The sequence below is a fragment of the Reinekea sp. genome (assembly GCF_982785585.1).
This window is the reverse complement of record NZ_CEYAVF010000038.1, coordinates 1-18,126: the sequence shown is the minus strand read 5'-3', so window position 1 is coordinate 18,126 and position 18,126 is coordinate 1. Positions and strand designations below refer to the sequence as shown.

General features: G+C 54.3%; 13 protein-coding genes. 7 read left to right on the top strand and 6 right to left on the bottom strand.

Translation table 11 applies throughout. The features are described 5' to 3' along the window. Positions 1-166: 166 nt before the first annotated feature. Positions 167-3,370: an alpha-amylase family glycosyl hydrolase gene (locus AC4FIC_RS13455; RefSeq protein ID WP_476195119.1), complete on the bottom strand. Its 3,204-nt coding sequence runs from the start codon at positions 3,368-3,370 to the stop codon at positions 167-169. 415 nt (positions 3,371-3,785) lie between these two features. Between AC4FIC_RS13455 and AC4FIC_RS13450 the strand changes: the two genes are divergently transcribed. Beyond that, on the top strand, positions 3,786-4,688 hold the full coding sequence (locus AC4FIC_RS13450) for an aldo/keto reductase (protein ID WP_100258482.1): 903 nt from the start codon (positions 3,786-3,788) through the stop codon (positions 4,686-4,688). Between the two features lie 73 nt (positions 4,689-4,761). Here the strand turns inward: AC4FIC_RS13450 and AC4FIC_RS13445 are convergent, their stop codons facing one another. From AC4FIC_RS13445 to smrA, 4 genes are all read right to left on the bottom strand, one after another. Further along, positions 4,762-8,028, bottom strand: coding sequence for an FG-GAP-like repeat-containing protein (locus AC4FIC_RS13445; RefSeq protein ID WP_158524413.1), 3,267 nt, complete (start codon positions 8,026-8,028; stop codon positions 4,762-4,764). 70 nt (positions 8,029-8,098) lie between these two features. Next, a complete protein-coding gene (locus AC4FIC_RS13440; protein ID WP_158524414.1) occupies positions 8,099-8,533 on the bottom strand; it encodes a hypothetical protein in 435 nt (144 codons plus the stop codon). Between the two features lie 345 nt (positions 8,534-8,878). Further along, complete coding sequence (locus AC4FIC_RS13435) at positions 8,879-9,418, bottom strand: phosphatase PAP2 family protein (RefSeq protein WP_100258484.1); 540 nt, start codon at positions 9,416-9,418, stop codon at positions 8,879-8,881. 39 nt (positions 9,419-9,457) lie between these two features. After that, positions 9,458-10,054, bottom strand: a complete 597-nt coding sequence (smrA, locus tag AC4FIC_RS13430; RefSeq protein ID WP_100258485.1) for a DNA endonuclease SmrA — start codon at positions 10,052-10,054, stop codon at positions 9,458-9,460. Between the two features lie 285 nt (positions 10,055-10,339). Here smrA and AC4FIC_RS13425 point away from each other — a divergent pair, with 285 nt between their 5' ends. The 4 genes from AC4FIC_RS13425 to AC4FIC_RS13410 all read left to right on the top strand — a co-directional run bounded on the left by AC4FIC_RS13425 (position 10,340) and on the right by AC4FIC_RS13410 (position 13,613). Continuing rightward, positions 10,340-11,041 (top strand): response regulator transcription factor, encoded by a 702-nt coding sequence (locus AC4FIC_RS13425; RefSeq protein WP_273284836.1) that lies wholly within the window; start codon positions 10,340-10,342, stop codon positions 11,039-11,041. 71 nt (positions 11,042-11,112) lie between these two features. Beyond that, positions 11,113-12,510: an ATP-binding protein gene (locus tag AC4FIC_RS13420; RefSeq protein WP_100258487.1), complete on the top strand. Its 1,398-nt coding sequence runs from the start codon at positions 11,113-11,115 to the stop codon at positions 12,508-12,510. An 83-nt stretch (positions 12,511-12,593) separates the two neighbouring features. After that, positions 12,594-13,067 (top strand): Cys-tRNA(Pro) deacylase, encoded by a 474-nt coding sequence (gene ybaK, locus AC4FIC_RS13415; protein WP_100258488.1) that lies wholly within the window; start codon positions 12,594-12,596, stop codon positions 13,065-13,067. A 111-nt stretch (positions 13,068-13,178) separates the two neighbouring features. Beyond that, positions 13,179-13,613 carry a DUF2147 domain-containing protein gene (locus AC4FIC_RS13410; RefSeq protein ID WP_100258489.1) on the top strand — a complete coding sequence of 145 codons (435 nt, stop codon included), beginning with the start codon at positions 13,179-13,181 and terminating at the stop codon, positions 13,611-13,613. 65 nt (positions 13,614-13,678) lie between these two features. On the opposite strand, the gene rpiA is transcribed toward AC4FIC_RS13410, so the two are convergent. Beyond that, on the bottom strand, positions 13,679-14,383 hold the full coding sequence (rpiA, locus tag AC4FIC_RS13405) for a ribose-5-phosphate isomerase RpiA (protein WP_100258490.1): 705 nt from the start codon (positions 14,381-14,383) through the stop codon (positions 13,679-13,681). Between the two features lie 204 nt (positions 14,384-14,587). On the opposite strand from rpiA, the gene ilvA reads away from it, so the two are divergent. Continuing rightward, positions 14,588-16,102: a threonine ammonia-lyase, biosynthetic gene (ilvA, locus tag AC4FIC_RS13400; RefSeq protein WP_100258491.1), complete on the top strand. Its 1,515-nt coding sequence runs from the start codon at positions 14,588-14,590 to the stop codon at positions 16,100-16,102. Between the two features lie 164 nt (positions 16,103-16,266). Continuing rightward, positions 16,267-18,078, top strand: coding sequence for a translational GTPase TypA (gene typA, locus AC4FIC_RS13395; protein ID WP_100258492.1), 1,812 nt, complete (start codon positions 16,267-16,269; stop codon positions 18,076-18,078). Positions 18,079-18,126 lie beyond the last annotated feature (48 nt).

The following is an 18,126-nucleotide window of genomic DNA, read 5'->3' as shown; positions in this document are numbered from 1 at the left end:
GAACGGATTAAAGTCGACCTAGTCGGCTTTTTTTTCGCCTGCAATTCCTCCTCCATTCTCTTACCCTGCGCGCATTCGGACATAAAAAAAACCCCACTCAGGGTGGGGTTCGAAAATGTCCTCGGACTTCAGCGTTGCTCTGCGCCAAGCCCGATTTCACCAGGAATCAGAACGCGCCGGCACTCGAATCGGTGCCTGTACTCGGCGTGGTCAGAAGCGTATCTGTACCGCCCTCCCAAACCAGATCCTTAGCCGGCTGGGTTTCATCACGCTTGATGCATTTCCAGGCGATGGCCGTTGCCGCAGGCAAGGTCACCGTGCCAGTCCAAGTTGGATAGGTTGTCGATTCCAGAGCGATTGCATCGGCAACATTCCACTGACCCAGCTCGGCAACATTGCCGACCGCGTAGACACTTTGACCCATCTTAGTATGGCCATTGGTACAGCTGAGGGTGACCGTTACGCCCACCGGCGCTGCGACAACCGTAAAGCGCACCTCGACAAAGGCATCTCCGCCATTGGACTCGACCACAATAAAGTCACTGTAGCTCATGCCCACGATTAACTCGGTGGTGTCGATTGCCACGGTAATACGGAGATCATCCAGCGTGGCGGTCATCCAGGTCGCCGGCTCGCTAACATCGCTCACGCTCAGGCTGCCAGCACCGGCATTGGTCAGTAACACCTCACTATCGGTTTGGCTGTTGACTACCAGGTCGCCCAAATCCAAGACCATTGGATTAACCGCTAAGACCGGATCGCCCTGTGCTCGCCAACTCAGGCTCAGGCCATCTTCTGCAGAGCTGCCTTCGTCAACCGAGAGCAGGTAGTCACCGGCCGATAGAGTCGCACTGGCATCGCCACCGCTGCGGTTCAGGCTGGCTGCAAGTCCGCTGGCATTGCCGCCCCAATTTACCGCCCAAGTGCCATTCAGGGTCAGCTTGTAAGGACTGTTAGTCAGTGCGGTCGGCAAGGTAACCCGCGTTTGCCAGCGATGGTCGGCGACCATCTGCAATTGATAGGTGGTGTTGGCCGGGTCCCAGGCGGCAAAGGCGGTGCCGGTCAGATGCAGGGTCGCGCCCTGACCAAGATTGGTTGCAAAGCTTTCACCCGGGGTTGCCTGACTGGTGGTACCCAATGCGCTATCACCATACTCATTACTCGCCAAGACTCGATAGCTATAGGTCGTGCCGTTGGTTAGCCCGGTGTGGGTGAAGGAGCTGTCGGTGACCGTCGCCTGCTCCGATAGTAAGCTCGGCTCGAGCCCGTCATCGGTGTAATAGACCCGATATTCATCGGTATTAGCGGTGGCATCCCAACGCACGATCGCCTGGCCATTACCCGCTATAGCCACGGCATTGATCGGCGTGCTTGGGGGCAGTTCGACCGGACGTGGCTCGACACTAACATGCCAGTCGGAGCCACCGTTGGTGTCCCAGCTGCCATCCGTGGTGTTGTTAAACACAAAGTCGAACTGACTGGCGTCTGCGGGTAAGGTCAGGGTGCCTTCGTAGGCAAAGGTTTCTGCATTATAGACCAGGGCTTCGTCGCCCATCGATGTACCACTATCGCTCCAGTTGTTAATACCCCAATGTAAGAGCAGCTCTTTATTGGCACCACTACGGTAACTGACTGTCACCGATTCACCGGCAAGCAGATTTTCTGGGGTCACAACCACCTTTTCCTTGGGATTCATCCGATCCATCAAAACATTGATCAATTCAGCATCTGTCGTCTCGGCGTTCAGTATCAGTACCTTGACGCCATGCGCCTCGACGGTGGTGGCCAGGCTGTCGGTCACACTGTGAACTTCGCCGCTGGCGGCGTCCACCCAGTCACCGGGGCTAAGGTATTGGCTCACGCTGAAGGACGCGGTGGCGTCACCCTTATTTAATAAGACCAGCGCGGTTTGCACCTGATCGGCCTGTTCGAAGACGCGGAAGAATGCAGCCTTCTGGCCGGCAAACTCGCCATTGACCTGCAGGCCCTTTTGTAACGCGACCGAGGTTTTCCGGATCTGTGCAATGGCACTCAACTCTTGATAGATTCGGCCATTGCGCGCAGCGTTGATATTGTCCTGACCGTAGTAATTTCGGTTCCCGGCGTGCTCACTCTTACCCTGCATAAATTGCATTTCAGAGCCGTAATACACCACCGGAATACCGCGGGCAGTAAACAGCCAGTTATTGGCATCGACGAAGACGTTTTCATTGCCGTTGGAGTTCATGCGCGACATGTCGTGGTTGTCGTAAAAGCTCGCCAAGACATAGGGGTTGGTATATTGGCCGTCGTCCAGGTGCAGATACCACTGGATGTCGGCATAGTCGGACGAGCTGTTTTGGAACAGCTGAGTGATCGCTCTCTGACCCGGAAAATCGAGTACGCTGATGCCACCGTTCTCAGGTTTCTGATGCTGTGCAATGGCCCCCGCGTTGTAGTTAAAGTTTTCACCGAACATATAGAAATCGGGATTCTCGGCGCGGATGCGATCGGAAAATTCCTTCCAAAAAGCGTGCGACATCCAAGCGATGGTATCGATCCGGAAGGCGTCGGCACCCTGGTCGATCCACTGCAAGTAGGCACTGACTAGGTAGTCCATGACCTCAGGATCTTCGTCGTCCAAGTCCGACAGTTGCGCCAGGCCACCGCCGCGGTTGTACCAGTCGTGCAGAGACTCATCATCGCTCAAGTCGCTGGGTTGGCGATTCATATGATCCGCCTTTAAGTTGCCGTCCTGGTCATAAATTTGGCCAAATTTAGCCTGGGATTCGGTCATCGTATAGGACGGAGAACCGTGATTGCCGACTATGTCGAGCACGGTTTTCAAGCCGAACTCACCTTCCATCTTGCTATTGAATTCGCGAAAACTCAGGCCGGGCGATTCCAGATGCTCATCGACCTGGTAAAAGTTAACGCCCCAGTAGCCGTGGTAACCGGTTTTACCTTTATCGGCTCCAACGCCCGCGCCGCATTCGAGGGGGCTGCCGCCGGTAAAGGCCTCGTCTGGATTGTCGACGACGGGTGTTATCCACACCGAGGTGAAGCCCATTTCAGCTATATAGTCTGCGTTGTTGTAGATGCCGGCAAAGTCACCCCCCTGGTAACCGATATTAGCGGCGCTGCCATCGCTGCACGGCATGGATCGGTCCCAGGTGCCCTGGCCGACATCGTTGCCCTGATCGAACTGGTTATTGCTGGTATCGCCATCGACAAAGCGATCGGTCATCACAAAGTAGATTGCCTCTTCGGCAAAGGCTTCGGTGGTACCATAAAATTCATTAGCAAAGGGTTGGCCGCATATGGCTAGGGTTAGGGCTGCCAGACCAAAACCAATGCGCGGGACAGGGCATTTTTGATGTATTTTCTTCATTATATCTCCTGGTTTTATATTTTTTGTGTAGATAGATTTTGCGGTGAAGGCTCAGTCAATTAACTATCGTTAGATCTAGCAACGGGTTCCCGGCGCAGCGCGTGTGCCGGTAAAACAAGACAAGGCACAATCGAACATTCAACTTATTATTTTTCGGGAGTAAATTCCGCAAGCAGACAGTAACAATGTTTCACTTCAGGGGAGGTCATGTTTAGGGTCACTTTTTAATGACCTAAATGAGCATTTAAAACCGGACCACACAGAGTCTTGAGGAGTCGATCACACTGAGCACCGATCGATAAGAGGCGTTGCCAATGGATCGGCTTCGTACTTAAAGGCGAGCGAAACAGGTGGTACGTATTGGCACCTTGGCATTAAGGCTTTAAAGTGAGGTAAAACCGGCCGGAAAATCCTTATGCAACGAATAAATCTCACCGATATCGAGCTGTCTCTCAGTCGCCTAATCTATGGTGTTTGGCGTTTGGCAGATGACCCAGACCAAAGCATAAAACAGGTCCGCGCTAAAATTGATGCGGCACTCGCGGAGGGCATAACCACCTTCGACCATGCCGATATTTATGGTAATTATGAGTGTGAACAACTGTTTGGTCAGGCGCTGGCGCAAGACAGTAGTTTACGGTCGAAGATGGAATTGATCAGCAAATGTGATATTTGCCTGAACACCGAAAAGTTCCCTGATCGTCGAGTTAAGTATTACGACACCAGCGCGGCCTATCTAAACAGCAGCGTAGAGCTGTCATTGAGGAATTTGCACACCGACTATCTCGATTGCTTACTCATTCACCGTCCCGACCCCCTGATGAATGCCGCAGAGACCGGCGCCGCGCTCGACGCACTGATTGATGCCGGTAAAATTCGCAGTGCCGGGGTGTCCAACTTTCATGCCCCAGAGTGGCGCCTGTTACAGGGTCATATGCGTCACCGTCTGGTGATCAATCAGGTGGAAATAAGCATCCTGTGTCAGGATGCCTTCTTAAATGGCGATCTGAGCGACATACAAAGCGATGGCCTGGCACCCTTGGCCTGGTCACCCTTGGCCGGTGGTCGGTTATTCGGCGATGAAGCCGCCGCGCAACGCGTCCGGCCGTTGCTGGCAAGACTGGCCGCGGAACAAAACAGTCGGATGGATTTGGTTGCCTTTGCTTGGCTTTTGGCCCATCCGGCGCATATCTTGCCGGTCGTGGGTACCAATAACGTCGGCCGGATCCAGGGGCTGAGCGAGGCGTTAGCGATCAAGATCGATCGCGAAACCTGGTTTGAAATCTGGGTCGCAGCCTCGGGCAACGAATTGCCCTAGAAACGAAGCAGCCAGCAGACCCATTAATCCAAGGCGCAGCAGCACCCGCAGCACATAGCACAGGGGCTGAGTTCTAATCCGGCCGGTCCATGCGTTGGGCCGCATAGCGCCGAGTCGACCATAAGAACAGGCCAAACAGTGCCAACAACTCGCCTAAACTACCGGTCTTTTTCACCACGGTAACCGTCGGTTCCGCCTGAGTTGGGTTGCTATTGGGCGGCGGGGCGACCACCGGTTCGGAACTGAAATATACCCGGCTGCTTGAACTGGCATCACCGGTAACAATGAGATCGGCTCGGCCATTGCCATCGATATCCGACAACACCAAAGCGTTAGCGCCTGGCGCTAAAAAGGTTAGGGCCGAGGCAAAGGTGCCCTGCTTTTGGGTAAACACCTGCACCAGGCCGTCGTCATTTAACACCCCAAGGTCCGCTTCGCCGTCACCATTATAGTCGCCAACCGACAGGGAGCGGACATCCCCAGCCGAGAGTTCTAGGCGCAGAGTAAACTGTCCGCTACCACTGGGCTGGTATATCTGGATACTCGGATTCTGTGACGAGGTGTGCTGCCCGATCACAATATCATCCGCAACACCGTCGCTATCTAGGTCAGCCACCAGCACTGCAGCACTGGTGCTTTGTTGATCGCCGACAATTAGGGCATTGTCGACAAAAACACGACCCGTTGAGTCGGCACCCTGGTTCAAATAGATATAGTCATCATCCGCGCGGTTAGCAACGATCAAATCGGGTCGGCCATCGCCATTGGCATCGAGTTGCGCCAAGCCAATGGATTCAGATTCAGCCCGCCCCAAAAGGTCGGCCGGAACAAAGCCGCCCTGACCGTCGTTCAAAAATACTTCGTTCGCGCGGTCGATGTTGGCAAAAGCCAGATCGACCAACTTATCGCCGTTGAAATCCAACGCAATCACCGCACGACTGTCGGCCTGACCCAGTTCATCTGGGGCCCCATAAACGCCCGCGCCCTGATTGTAATAAATCAGGTTGACCCCGCTATTGGCGAACACCAGATCGGGCCGTCCGTTCTGATTTAAATCGATGGCGATGACCGCATGACTATTGGCAACCCCGGTCAAGATGTGTCGGCTGGCGAGGCTATTGTAGCCACTATCGAAGGCGAATATTTGCTCGGCTTGGGCCTCACTATTGGCGAAAATTAATTCAATAAGCCCATCACCGGTCAAATCCGCCGCGGCCACCCCATGGCTGTCGACACCGCTCAAGACCGGTGCCGTGACCTCTGGTTCGGCCAGGTCAGCCTGAAAGACTAGGGTCACATCGGCCCAGTCATTGCGACTGTTCGGGTCGATCTGGGTGGTAAAGAGTTGGACTTCGACATTGACTAGGGCCGCCTGGTCGCTGATCACCTTAGTAGTAATCAACCTCGTTTCGCCGATCTCGGCCAGATCACAACGGACTTCGCCAAAACTGACCAGAACACACTCGCTGCCTAGACTGTTAAAGCTTGCCGGGGCATCCAGGGTTATCACCAGGTAGCCGTCGGCCAAAACCGCTGGGCCGTCATTGGTGATGCTTAGCGCCAGGCTGGTCGCCTCCGAGAGGCCTACCAGATGGCCCGAGGCGCTGAGGCTAAGGGCCAAATCGGCACTGTCGGAATCGCTCACGGTTAACGTAAAGCGCTGCTCGGTACTGGCCTGACCATCGCCCACTTGGATCTTAACCGATGCGGCGCCGATGTCGCTGCCCTCTGGCTGACCGCTCAACAGTCCGGTCGTATCGATTGACAACCAGTCGTGATCGCTGACAACCGAAAAGAGGAAGTCATCGCCGTCTGCATCCGTCGCACTGAACTGGACCCTATAATCTTGATCGATCACTACGTTGGTCTCTGGGCTGCCCACTAACTGGGGGGCGTCGTTAACCGCCGTGACTTGCACCGTCATGGTGGCCAGCGCGCTGCTGAGGTCGCCATCTGATACCGACAGATCGACACTCAATGGCCCAAAAAAGTCGGCCGTGGGAAATAGACTATTGGCCACCATTTGATAATCGATGCCTGGTTCGACGCTCAGGGAGAAGGTCGATGAGTCCGGGTCGGTAATGGTGACGTCGCTCAAGTCAAAGTCATAACGGCCATCCTCGGCTAGGCTGATGTCAGCCAGCGCTGAAATAACCGGTGCGTCGTTCACCGCATTGACGGTGATGGCGGCGGCAAAACTGGCGCTGTCGCTGTCACCATCGTTAACCGTGATCGGGACGCTTAAGGTGCCATTGTAGTTGGCATCCGGGGTGATGCTATTACCACTCACGCGGTAGTTCAGACCACTGCCGACGGCCAGGGTGAAGCTGCTGTCATCCGGATCGATTAGTGTGAAATCGGCCATACTCAGAGTTAGGCTGGTGTCTTCGTTGGTGGCCAAGTCGAGCTGACCGCTGATAATGGGCGCCGTATTGGCCCCGGTGACCAGCTGCCAGCCAATATCCTTGTACAGTGCTAAGGTGTGGCTAAAGTTGGCGTCGCCGGTATATTGCGGCTCCATCAATTCATTCGGCGTCAAAGCGGTATCGAAATGGGACACTGAGGAGCCGCCTTCATAGGGTGACGGCGCATACATCTGCACCTCACCCCCCTTGACACCAGCCGATAGGGTATCGGCCAACGCGTTCACCTCGGTTCCGGTCCAGACCAGATCCCCGGTATCGGTCAACGAGGTGAAAATTTGCGCTGTGCTCAGGTCTGTCCAGGGTCCGACGCTCTTGTCCTTAAGATTTAAAGAATAGCCGTCCATCAAGCCATTGGCCTTGTTGCCCGCGCTGTCGACTAGCGATAAGACGCCCAAACCGTGAGCCAGTTCGTGCAACACCACTTCAAAGAAATCGATGTCGTTGCCCGGCGGATTGTGATCCAAGCCGTAATACCAGCTGACCTCGTTTAAACAGGCGTTGTTGTTATCCATCGAAGCATTGAAATTGGCGGTAATATCGGCCACACCAGAATCGGCATCTGAGTTACTGCGCGCATTAAACAGGGCCACTGGGTACCAAGTGTTGTTGAGCAACCCTAAGCTGGGACCGCCGGCGCTAAGGTAATAGCTGGCGGCGGGCCCGGCGGAGCCCAATACCGCCGAACTTGCGCTGCAGGTGAGGCTTCTGAAAGCCGCATCGATCTCGATGGGCACGGCACTGATCAGCCGATCGGCCCAAATCTGCGCGGCGGCATTGAAAACTGCGGCGCGAGATTCACCGATGCTGCCGGTAAAGCCAACCCCAAAGTTGAGCACAAAGGTTGAACCGGTGCCGGTGATCGTTGAAGCGTGACCGGCGCCAGCCAGTAAGCTGGCAGCGACACTTAACAGCAATTTGACCCGCCACCCTATTGGCCCCGGAGACTTGGCACGGCCGTTTTGGTGACCATATCTCCGTCCAGTACTAATACTCATTGATGGTAACCTGACCGTCGGCTCCGATAGTCGCGACGGGCACGGCCTGATGGATGCCCAGTAAACTGGCCCGGAACAGGGTTGGACTGACCTGCTCGATGACCAGATCACTGTTGTCGCGCGATGCAAAGGCGCGAATTTCGCTTTGGCTCTCAAGTGGCAGGGCATCAAATGCCGGGCGCGGCACGACGGAGGACGTCGCTATGGGCGAGACATTCAGCTGCGGTGGGGCTGATGGGGCTGGCGTCGAGACGTCAGGGCTGGCGCTACTCGAACTGGGTAAGGCGGCTTTGGTTGCAGCGGGACTGGCTTGTGATTGGCGTGTATTGATTGGCGCTATGAGCTCATCGATGCCGGCCTCGGCGGGCCTTGGCTGGTCCTCAATAGCTTGGCTGCCTAGGCGAAAAAAAAATCCAAGACCCATTACAATAATCGATAACCCAATGAGCCGCCGCGACTTGAACCCTACCATTGGCAATTGCGTCTATTAAAAAGAATAAAATCATACCAACCTGCGGCAAACTTCAATATGGGTGCTAACAAATCAGCACAACTTACCATATTTCGCCATTAAAATGGCGGATTGTAGCAACCCAGATACCTTAGGGTCTCGAAGGGCCAATGAAATGATTTTATGTTGCTTTTTGTAATTACTAGCGGTGTCAAAAAAACAGCGCCTCTGTCCGACCCGACTCATATATGCTGGCTTATCACTCGAATAGCGAGCTGCCGAACAAACAGGTGCCTAATCAGGGACAGGCTGCGAGCTCTAAAATTGAAGATTCAGGGCCAACTGGTAACCGCCGCGCGTTGGCATCAGAGCCATACTAACCCCGTCAGGATCAGGCACTAGCCACTGGTTAAAACCGATCGCGATGGCTGCGCCAGCGGTTACATCCCACCAGTCATGCTGGTCGGCATGGACTCGACTGTAGCCGACAAAACTGGCCGCTAAAAAGGCCGGCAAACCCACATCCCAACCGTAGCGCTTAGCCAAGAACGACGCGCCCGAAAAGGCCGAGCTGGTATGACCGCTGGGGAAACTAAGGGTATTGCGGCCATTCGGCCGTTCCTTGTTAACGGTGTTCTTTAGCAGATGGGTCAGGACAAAGGTCGACCCATAGGAGGTGAGCAGCGCTTTGCGGCCCGCGGCATCGTCTTGGCTAAAGGTGGACGCTAGCGCGGTTAAGGGCAGGGCTATCTGTAATACATCGCCCGCCGTTTCGATCAGATCCTGAGCCGATACCGTTGACATCGAAATCGACAGTGCCAAACCAATGCAACAGCTCATCTTTTTAACATTACTCATGGTCGGACTATTCCTTGCGCCGTTAGGCTGGGTGGCAACTTAAAAGTCGGTATCTTCCCGACCTCGATTAATATGCAATTTATTTTCAAGTTTCAATCGATCGCTTTTTTTGATCAACACATAGAGCGCGCCGACACCGCCGTGGTGTTTTTGCGCGCTGTGGAAGGCAATGACTTCCGGTATTTGTTTTAGCCAAGTATTGACGCACGATTTCAAAAACGCCTTCGGTTCACTTAACTCACCCTTGCCATGCAGAATTATCGCACTACGGGTATCAAAGCGCTGGCAATCTTGGATGAATCGATACACAGCCTCGCGCGCTGCAAGCATTTTCATGCGGTGTAAGTCCAGCCTGGCATCAATCGAATATTGACCCCGTTTCAAGTTACGAAAAACCCCCAATGACACCCCATTGCTGCGATATTCCAGACTGTCCAGAGGCTGAACCAGATCAATAATCTCATCGCTTAAATGATTGGTAGATTTCTGTTCAACCGTCACCGCCATCTGTCGTCGATGCTGGAGGGTCGGCTCGGCAACCTTACTTGAGCTGCGATCCACCTTACGGACCCCCTTAAGCGGCGTGACACCCTTCATTTCCTGCCGTAAAGCGGCCAAATCGTCGTCTTCTATCATAGATCACCCTTATTAGCCGTCGATCTTAGCGAATTCTGGTAGGCACAACCAGCCATATAGGTTTACCCTTGAATGACACATGATGGCGACGCTGCCTCTCCGGTTGATCCGGGCCAAGCTGTCTGGACGCCGAGACCGCGGTCAGTGGCAAGACACATCGATCGGCCCGGCCTAACTGGGCCGCCACGCGGACGGTGTAAACATGCGGTAAAAGCTTTGGTCAATGGCTTGGGAAAACTCAAAACTGCACCCATTTGAATGCTTTATCTTATTAGAGGTTCGACTATGAGCACACACAGCATTTTGCTGATCGACGATGATAGAGATCTGGCAGAATTGCTGGGTGAGTATTTGTCGGCTGAAGGCTATCGACTCGAATCGGCCCATACCGGCGAAGAGGGTATAGAAGAGATTGCCAACCATCACTTCGACCTAGTATTGCTTGATGTCATGATGCCCGGAATCGATGGTTTCGAAACCTTGAAACGTATTCGCCAGACCTCGATCGTCCCGGTGCTAATGCTAACCGCCCGGGGCGAAGAGACAGATCGTATTCTTGGCTTAGAAATGGGCGCTGACGACTACCTGGCGAAGCCCTATAGTCATCGCGAGCTGTTGGCTCGCATCAAAGCCCTATTGCGACGCATTGAATTGGATCGCACCCAGCAGAACGATGACAGCGGCATCATGGCCTGCCATGGGGTTGAGCTCAATTTTGACACCTATAGAGTCTACTGCGACGGTGAACACATACCGATGACCACCAGTGAGTTCAAGGTTCTGCGTGTTTTAATGACCCGTTCAGGCAAGGCGGTACCGAAGGAAGATCTCTACCTCGAGGTTTTAGGCCGCGAAATCATGGCCTATGATCGCTCCATCGACATGCATGTGAGCAATGTCAGGCGCAAGCTCGGCGGTACCTCTGAGCAGTCGAAAATCCAAACCATCCGCGGCATTGGTTATATGTTCGTCGATCCGAATCAATAATCGCCACCCTGGCGTGAGCGCTCCCGCACTCTGGGTCGCGCTCACCACCGGCTGACCCAAGAGAAGCGTTCATGCAGTTAGGCAAGCTCAACCCTCTGGGGTCGGTTTTTGGCAAGATCTGGATCAGTTTCTGGTTATCGTTGATCCTGATCGTTATTGCAGCTTATTTTGTGTCCTTTCAGGCCGCCAAGCAGTATCAGGTCGCTCCGCCGGCCCCTCGTCATATCGCGACTCTCAGCAATATAGTCTTTCCGGATCTGGGTTTTGCCGGCACTGACCCTGCCCGCTTGGCGTTGATTCTCACCAACTATAATGACACGGCCCGCTTTCAGCTGTATCTGGTCGATGACGCCTATCGTATGTTGGGCAGCCCTCAGCCGCCCAAACGCATTCTGGTGATGCTCTCAGAAATGATGGAGCAAGAAGGCATGCAGGTTGGCCAATGGCGTAACGAGGCTTGGTTAGGGCCTATTCCGATTGCGGTCAATAATATTAACTATCGTTTATTCCTGCGCGGGGTACCGTCCCTACCGCCAGCGAACTTGCCGTTCTGGCTGGAGAGTCAGTGGATGCAATTGGCCCTCGCCCTGACCATCTCCGGCCTGATGAGCCTGCTCCTGACCTGGTCTCTTGTGCGCCCGATTGAAAAGTTACGCCAGACGGTGCGCGCCTTGGCGCGCGGCACGCTCAATGCACGTGCTGGATCCAGCGTCAGCCGCCGGGCCGACGAAATTGGTGAATTGGGCCGTGATTTTGATGATATGGCGACCCGGATCGAGGATCTGGTCTCGGCCCAGCAGCGCTTGCTGAGCAATGTCAGCCACGAATTACGCTCACCCCTGACCCGGCTTCAGGTTGCTATGGGCATCGTGCGCCAAAAGGCGCCGGAAGGCCTCGACCGGGCCCTCGATCGGATTGAACGCGAAAGCGACCGGCTCGAGAATATGATCGCGCAAATCCTTACCTTGAGTCGTTTTGAGAACGACATGCAGCAGGTCGAGTGGCGCACGATCGAGCTTGATGACATCGTCCGCAGGGTGGTCGAGGATGCTCGGTTCGAGGCCGAACCGCGGCAAATCACGATTATTGATCAGATCGATGGACCGCTGCAGATGGAAGGTGATGCTCAGTTGCTGCACAGCACGCTCGATAACGTGGTGCGCAACGCGCTGCGCTTTTCGCCGGCGGACGGTACCATTCGGGTAGCCTTAAGTCAGGGCCCGGGCCAGGTCACCCTAACCATCAGCGATGAAGGACCCGGCGTGCCAGAAGACAAGTTAGCGCGCCTGTTCGATCCGTTTTATCGCCTCGACCAAACCAACCCAGGTGCCGGATTGGGATTGAATATTGCACTCCAGGCTGTTCAGCTGCACGAAGGCAGCATCCAGGCAGTCAACAATCAGCCCCATGGTTTGACGGTCATTATCGATATTCCCAAGGTGGCCAGCCTGCGCGGCAAAACGCGTTAGCAGGTCGATACCCAGCGCCAACACGAAGTACGCTCCGGGATAGTGCGATCGCGCTGGATTTATACCAAAACAGGACCGACCCGATGACCCCAGCCATTGACTACTTACGAGCACACAAGATCCCCTTTACCGTGCACGAATACCAGCTCAAACACAGCTCCGACAACTATGGCCAGGATGTCGCCGATGCGCTCGGAGTGCCTCACAGCCAGCTTTTTAAGACCCTCTTGATCGCCCTCAATGGAAACCCTAAAACGCTCGCCGCCTGCTTGGTTCCCGTGGCCGGCAGTCTCAACCTCAAACTGGCCGCGAAGGCACTTGGCGCCAAGAGGGCCGAGTTGGCCGATGTCGCCCAGGCCGAAAAGAGTAGTGGCTATGTGGTCGGCGGTATCAGCCCTTTTGGCCAGAAAAAAGCCTTACCGACTGTACTCGATGCCAGCGCGGTCCTCCTAACCAGCCTGTATGCCAGCGCGGGCCGGCGTGGTTTGCAGATTGAAGTGGCGCCAGCTCGCCTGGCTGAGGCCTTAGGTGCTGTTATTGACGATATTTCAGCCTAATCGGGGTTTTTAATGAGCCATTGCGTCCTAAAAATCACTAATATTCGAGTTAAGTTGAGCAATCCTAACCACCTGCTATGGTGTTCTGATTCCTTTCGGAGCATGGTAACTATGAAAACATTTTTTTCGATCTTCTTATGTTTGGCCCTAAGCGGTCTAAGCCAGGCGGCAACGCCATCACCGGTCGGTCAATGGCAGACCATAGATGATGAGACCGGTGAAGCCAAAAGCCTGGTCACCCTTTGGCTTAAGAACGGTGAACTGATGGGCCGGATCGATACGCTACTCAACCCCGAAGAGCCGATTCCAATCTGCGAAGAATGCAGTGGCGCGCGCAAAAATCAGCCGGTTGAGGGCATGACCTTTGTTTGGGGTCTGACCGAGAATGGCGACCAGTGGGACGGCGGTACCATACTCGATCCGGGCAATGGCAAAGAATACAAGGCTCGATTTCGCTTAATCGATCAGGGCGCTAGCTTGGAAGTTCGGGGCTATATTGGCTTCGCGCTACTCGGTCGAACCCAGATGTGGCAGCGTCTGCCTTAAGACTGGCATAGATTGGATCAAAAAAACCAGCTTAGGCTGGTTTTTTTTGGTTCAGGGGCAGCGTTTTAATAGAATTCGCCGGAACCGGCCGAGGTATTGATAACGGTCAGGGTTTTAACGCCCTCAAGCGTCGCCAACAGCAAGACGTCCGCCGCACGCTGAGCAAACAAACCATTGGTCACCACACCGACGATATTATTCAGCTTGGCTTCCATTTCTTTGGCATTGGTAATGCTCAAGCCGTGCACGTCGAGCAGGATATTGCCATTGTCGGTGACCACACCGACTCGATAGACCGGATTGCCGCCCAAGGCGACAATCGCACGCGCGACCGAGCTGCGCGCCATCGGGATAACCTCGACTGGTAATGGGAAGGCGCCCAACGTCTCGACGGCTTTGGACTCGTCAGCAATGCAGACAAACATCTTCGCCACCGACGCGACGATTTTTTCACGCGTCAGGGCCGCGCCACCGCCCTTGATCAGCTCCAATTTTCGGTTGGCCTCATCGGCACCATCAACATAGACCGCTAACTGACTCACCTCATTCAGATCGAAGACCTCGATGCCGTGGCCGCGCAAGCGTTCGGCCGTGGCATCGCTGCTGGCGACTGCGCCCTTAAAGTCATGCTTCAGTTCCGCCAAAGCATCGATAAAGAAGTTTGCCGTGGAACCGGTGCCAACGCCAATGATCGCATCGGGCTGCAGCAGCGGCTTGATGTACTTGAGGGCAGCGAGCGCCACCTGTTGCTTTAATTCGTCTTGGCTCATAATTCAGTCCTGGTGGGCGTTAAGGCTATTATAGGGGGCATTGAGATGTTACGCAGCCTGTAAAAAGTTCTTTTTCATACCAATGGCGAATATATCTCCCGAGGTTGTTATAAAGTCCGCTGGCGGGCCTTGGGTTTAAGGGTCATTTCACCGTACACTGTCGGATAGTTATTCACTGACCTTCCATCGTGACAAGGACCATTCATGTTAGAGCATTACGTTAAAAAAATTCTGAACGCCAAGGTTTATGCAGCGGCCATCGAAACTCCCTTGGATGTTGCGACATCCTTGAGCCGTCGACTGGGCAATCAGATTTTAATTAAACGTGAAGATCTGCAGCCGGTGTTTTCCTTTAAAATTCGCGGTGCCTACAACATTATGGCGCAACTCAGTGACGCGCAGCGCAGAGCTGGGGTGATTTGCGCATCGGCCGGCAACCACGCCCAGGGCGTGGCGCAGGCTGCCAAATTGATGGGCGTTAAGGCGACCATCGTGATGCCTGTGACGACACCGGAGATCAAGGTTTCCTCGGTCCGCGCGCGCGGCGGCAAGGTCATATTGCACGGCGATTCATTTGATCAAGCCCTGCTCTTTGCCACCAACTTGCAGCACGAAAAGGGCTACACCTTCGTGCACCCTTACGACGACCCCGATGGCATCGCCGGTCAGGGCACCATCGCTCGAGAAATACTGCACCAATATGGTCCGGGCGAAATTGACGCGATCTTTATTCCAGTCGGCGGCGGCGGATTGGCGGCGGGCATTACCGCCTACATCAAGTATTTGCGCCCTGAGATTCGCGTTGTCGCCGTGGAGTATGAGGAGAGCGCGTCCCTAGCCTCGGCCATGAAGGCCGGTAAACGCACCATTCTGAAAGAGGTTGGACTGTTTGCCGATGGCATCGCCGTGGCTCAAATTGGCAAGGAAACTTTTAAGGTGCTCAAAGACCATGTCGATGAGGTGATCACCGTCTCAGCCGATGAACTTTGTGCCGCGATCAAGGATATCTTCGATGATACCCGCTCCGTGGCAGAGCCGGCCGGCGCCGCCAGCGTGGCGGGTATGAAAAAATATGTCGCGCGTGAGGGCTGTACCGGTAAAACTTTGGTAACCATTTGCTCTGGTGCCAATATGAATTTCGACCGGCTGCGTTATGTTGCCGAACGTTCCGAGGTGGGTGAACATCGCGAGGCCATCTTTGCCGTCACGATACCGGAAAAACCGGGTAGCTTTCGGCGTTTTATCAGTCATATCGGCAAACGCTCGGTAACCGAATTTAACTATCGCTATAACAATGAACGTGACGCACAAATCTTTGTCGGCATAAAAACATCCAGTGATGTGGAGCGTGTCGAACTGCTAGCCAGTCTGACTGACGACGGTTACAGCGTGCTCGACTTGACCCAGAATGAAGTCGCTAAGGCGCACGTTCGCCATATGGTTGGCGGTCACGCGCCACTAGCGACCGATGAGCGACTATTACGCTTTGAATTCCCCGAGCGTCCCGGTGCCCTGCTCAAGTTTTTGACCGCTTTGGGGGGCCATTGGAATATCAGTCTGTTCCATTATCGCAATCACGGGGCCGCTTACGGACGGGTATTGGCCGGGGTACAGGTACCCAAAGCGGACCTAAAGGCCTTCCGTTTAAAGCTCGATGAGCTCGGTTACCGCTATTGGGACGAGTCCGACAACCCCGTTTACGCGGCTTTTTTGGGCTAGGCGTTACGGCCAAAGTCCCCCATTGGCGGGCTCCACGGGCAAATTTCACGGTTCTTCGATAGGCTCGAACAAAGAGAAGCTCGAGCCTATTGCACTATTCTTTGTGTCTTTTTTGCACACTTGCGGTACAATCCGCGCCCTTAATATTCAGTGGAACCAATACAGTGATCGAAAATTTGCGTAATATCGCCATCATTGCTCACGTTGACCATGGTAAAACCACCTTGGTAGACAAGCTTTTACAGCAATCAGGCACCTTGGGTCGTAAAGACCAGAATTCTGAGCGCATCATGGACTCGAATGACCAGGAGCGTGAACGCGGTATTACCATCTTGGCGAAAAACACCGCTATCCGCTGGAAAGACTTCCGCATCAACATCGTCGACACCCCAGGCCACGCCGATTTCGGCGGTGAAGTGGAGCGTGTTCTGTCGATGGTTGACTGCGTTTTATTGTTGGTCGATGCCGTTGATGGCCCGATGCCACAAACCCGCTTTGTAACCTCCAAAGCGTTCGCCCAGGGTCTGAAGCCAATCGTCGTCATTAACAAGGTCGACCGTCCCGGTGCCCGTCCAGATTGGGTCCTCGATCAGGTCTTTGAACTGTTCGACCGTCTCGATGCGACCGAAGAACAACTCGACTTCCCGGTAATCTATGCGTCCGCTTTGAATGGTGTTGCCGGCTTGTCTGCCGATGACCTAGCCGACGACATGGAACCGTTGTTTAAAATGATCACCGAAGTCGTACCGGCTCCGGCCGTCGATTTGGAAGGTGGTTTCCAGATGCAGATCTCTGCCCTGGACTACAACAGTTATGTTGGCGTTATCGGTGTCGGTCGTGTATCGCGCGGTTCTGTCAAGCCCAATGCTCAGGTTGTGATCATCGATGACGATGGCAAAACCCGTAAAGGCAAGATCTTACAGGTGATGGGTTATAACGGCTTGGAACGAGTTGAAATCGAAGAGGCGCAAGCCGGTGACATCGTTTGCATTACCGGTATTGAAGGTCTGGGTATTTCCGACACGGTATGTAGTCCTAATCAGGTTGAAGCCCGACCACCCCTGTCTGTTGATGAGCCCACTGTGAGCATGACCTTCCAAGTGAACGATTCGCCGTTCGCCGGAAAAGAAGGTAAGTTCATCACCACCCGTAACATCAAGGACCGCTTGGAGCAGGAACTGATCCACAACGTCGCTTTGCGTGTTACACCGGGTGAGACGCCGGACAAGTTCAAGGTATCAGGCCGTGGTGAATTGCACTTGTCGGTACTGATCGAATCCATGCGTCGTGAAGGCTTCGAGCTGGGTGTGTCCCGTCCCGAAGTGGTCCAGCGTATCGTCGATGGTAAGGTGCATGAACCTTATGAAATCGTCGTGATCGATGTTGAAGAGGGTCATCAGGGATCCATCATGGAAGAGCTCGGCCTGCGTAAAGCCGAACTGACCAACATGGAACCGGATGGCAAGGGCCGTACCAAGCTGGAATTCATGACCCCGTCGCGTGGCCTGATTGGCTTTCGGGGTCTGTTCATGACCCTGACCAGTGGTTCTGGCATCATGACCAGCATCTTCGATCATTATGGTCCGATCAAAGAAGGTGATGTCGCCAGCCGTAAGAACGGCGTACTGGTGTCCATGGTTAAGGGTAAGACCTTGGCTTACGGTCTGTTTCCATTGCAGGAACGTGGTCGCCTCTTTATGGGCCATGGTGTTGAAGTGTATGAAGGCCAGATCGTTGGTATTCACTCACGCAGCAACGACCTGGTGGTCAACCCGACTAAGGGTAAGCAGCTGACTAACGTACGTTCGTCCGGTACCGATGATTCCTTGGCCCTGTCGCCCCATATCAAGCAGACCTTGGAGCAGGCGTTGGAATTTATCGAAGATGACGAGTTGGTCGAAGTAACACCGTTAAGCATTCGTGTTCGTAAGAAGTTTTTGACTGAAAACGAACGCAAGCGCAACGGCCGTAAGTAGGATTGCGCGCGGTGGCCAGTTTCGACTGGCCACTGAGCACTGTCAGCG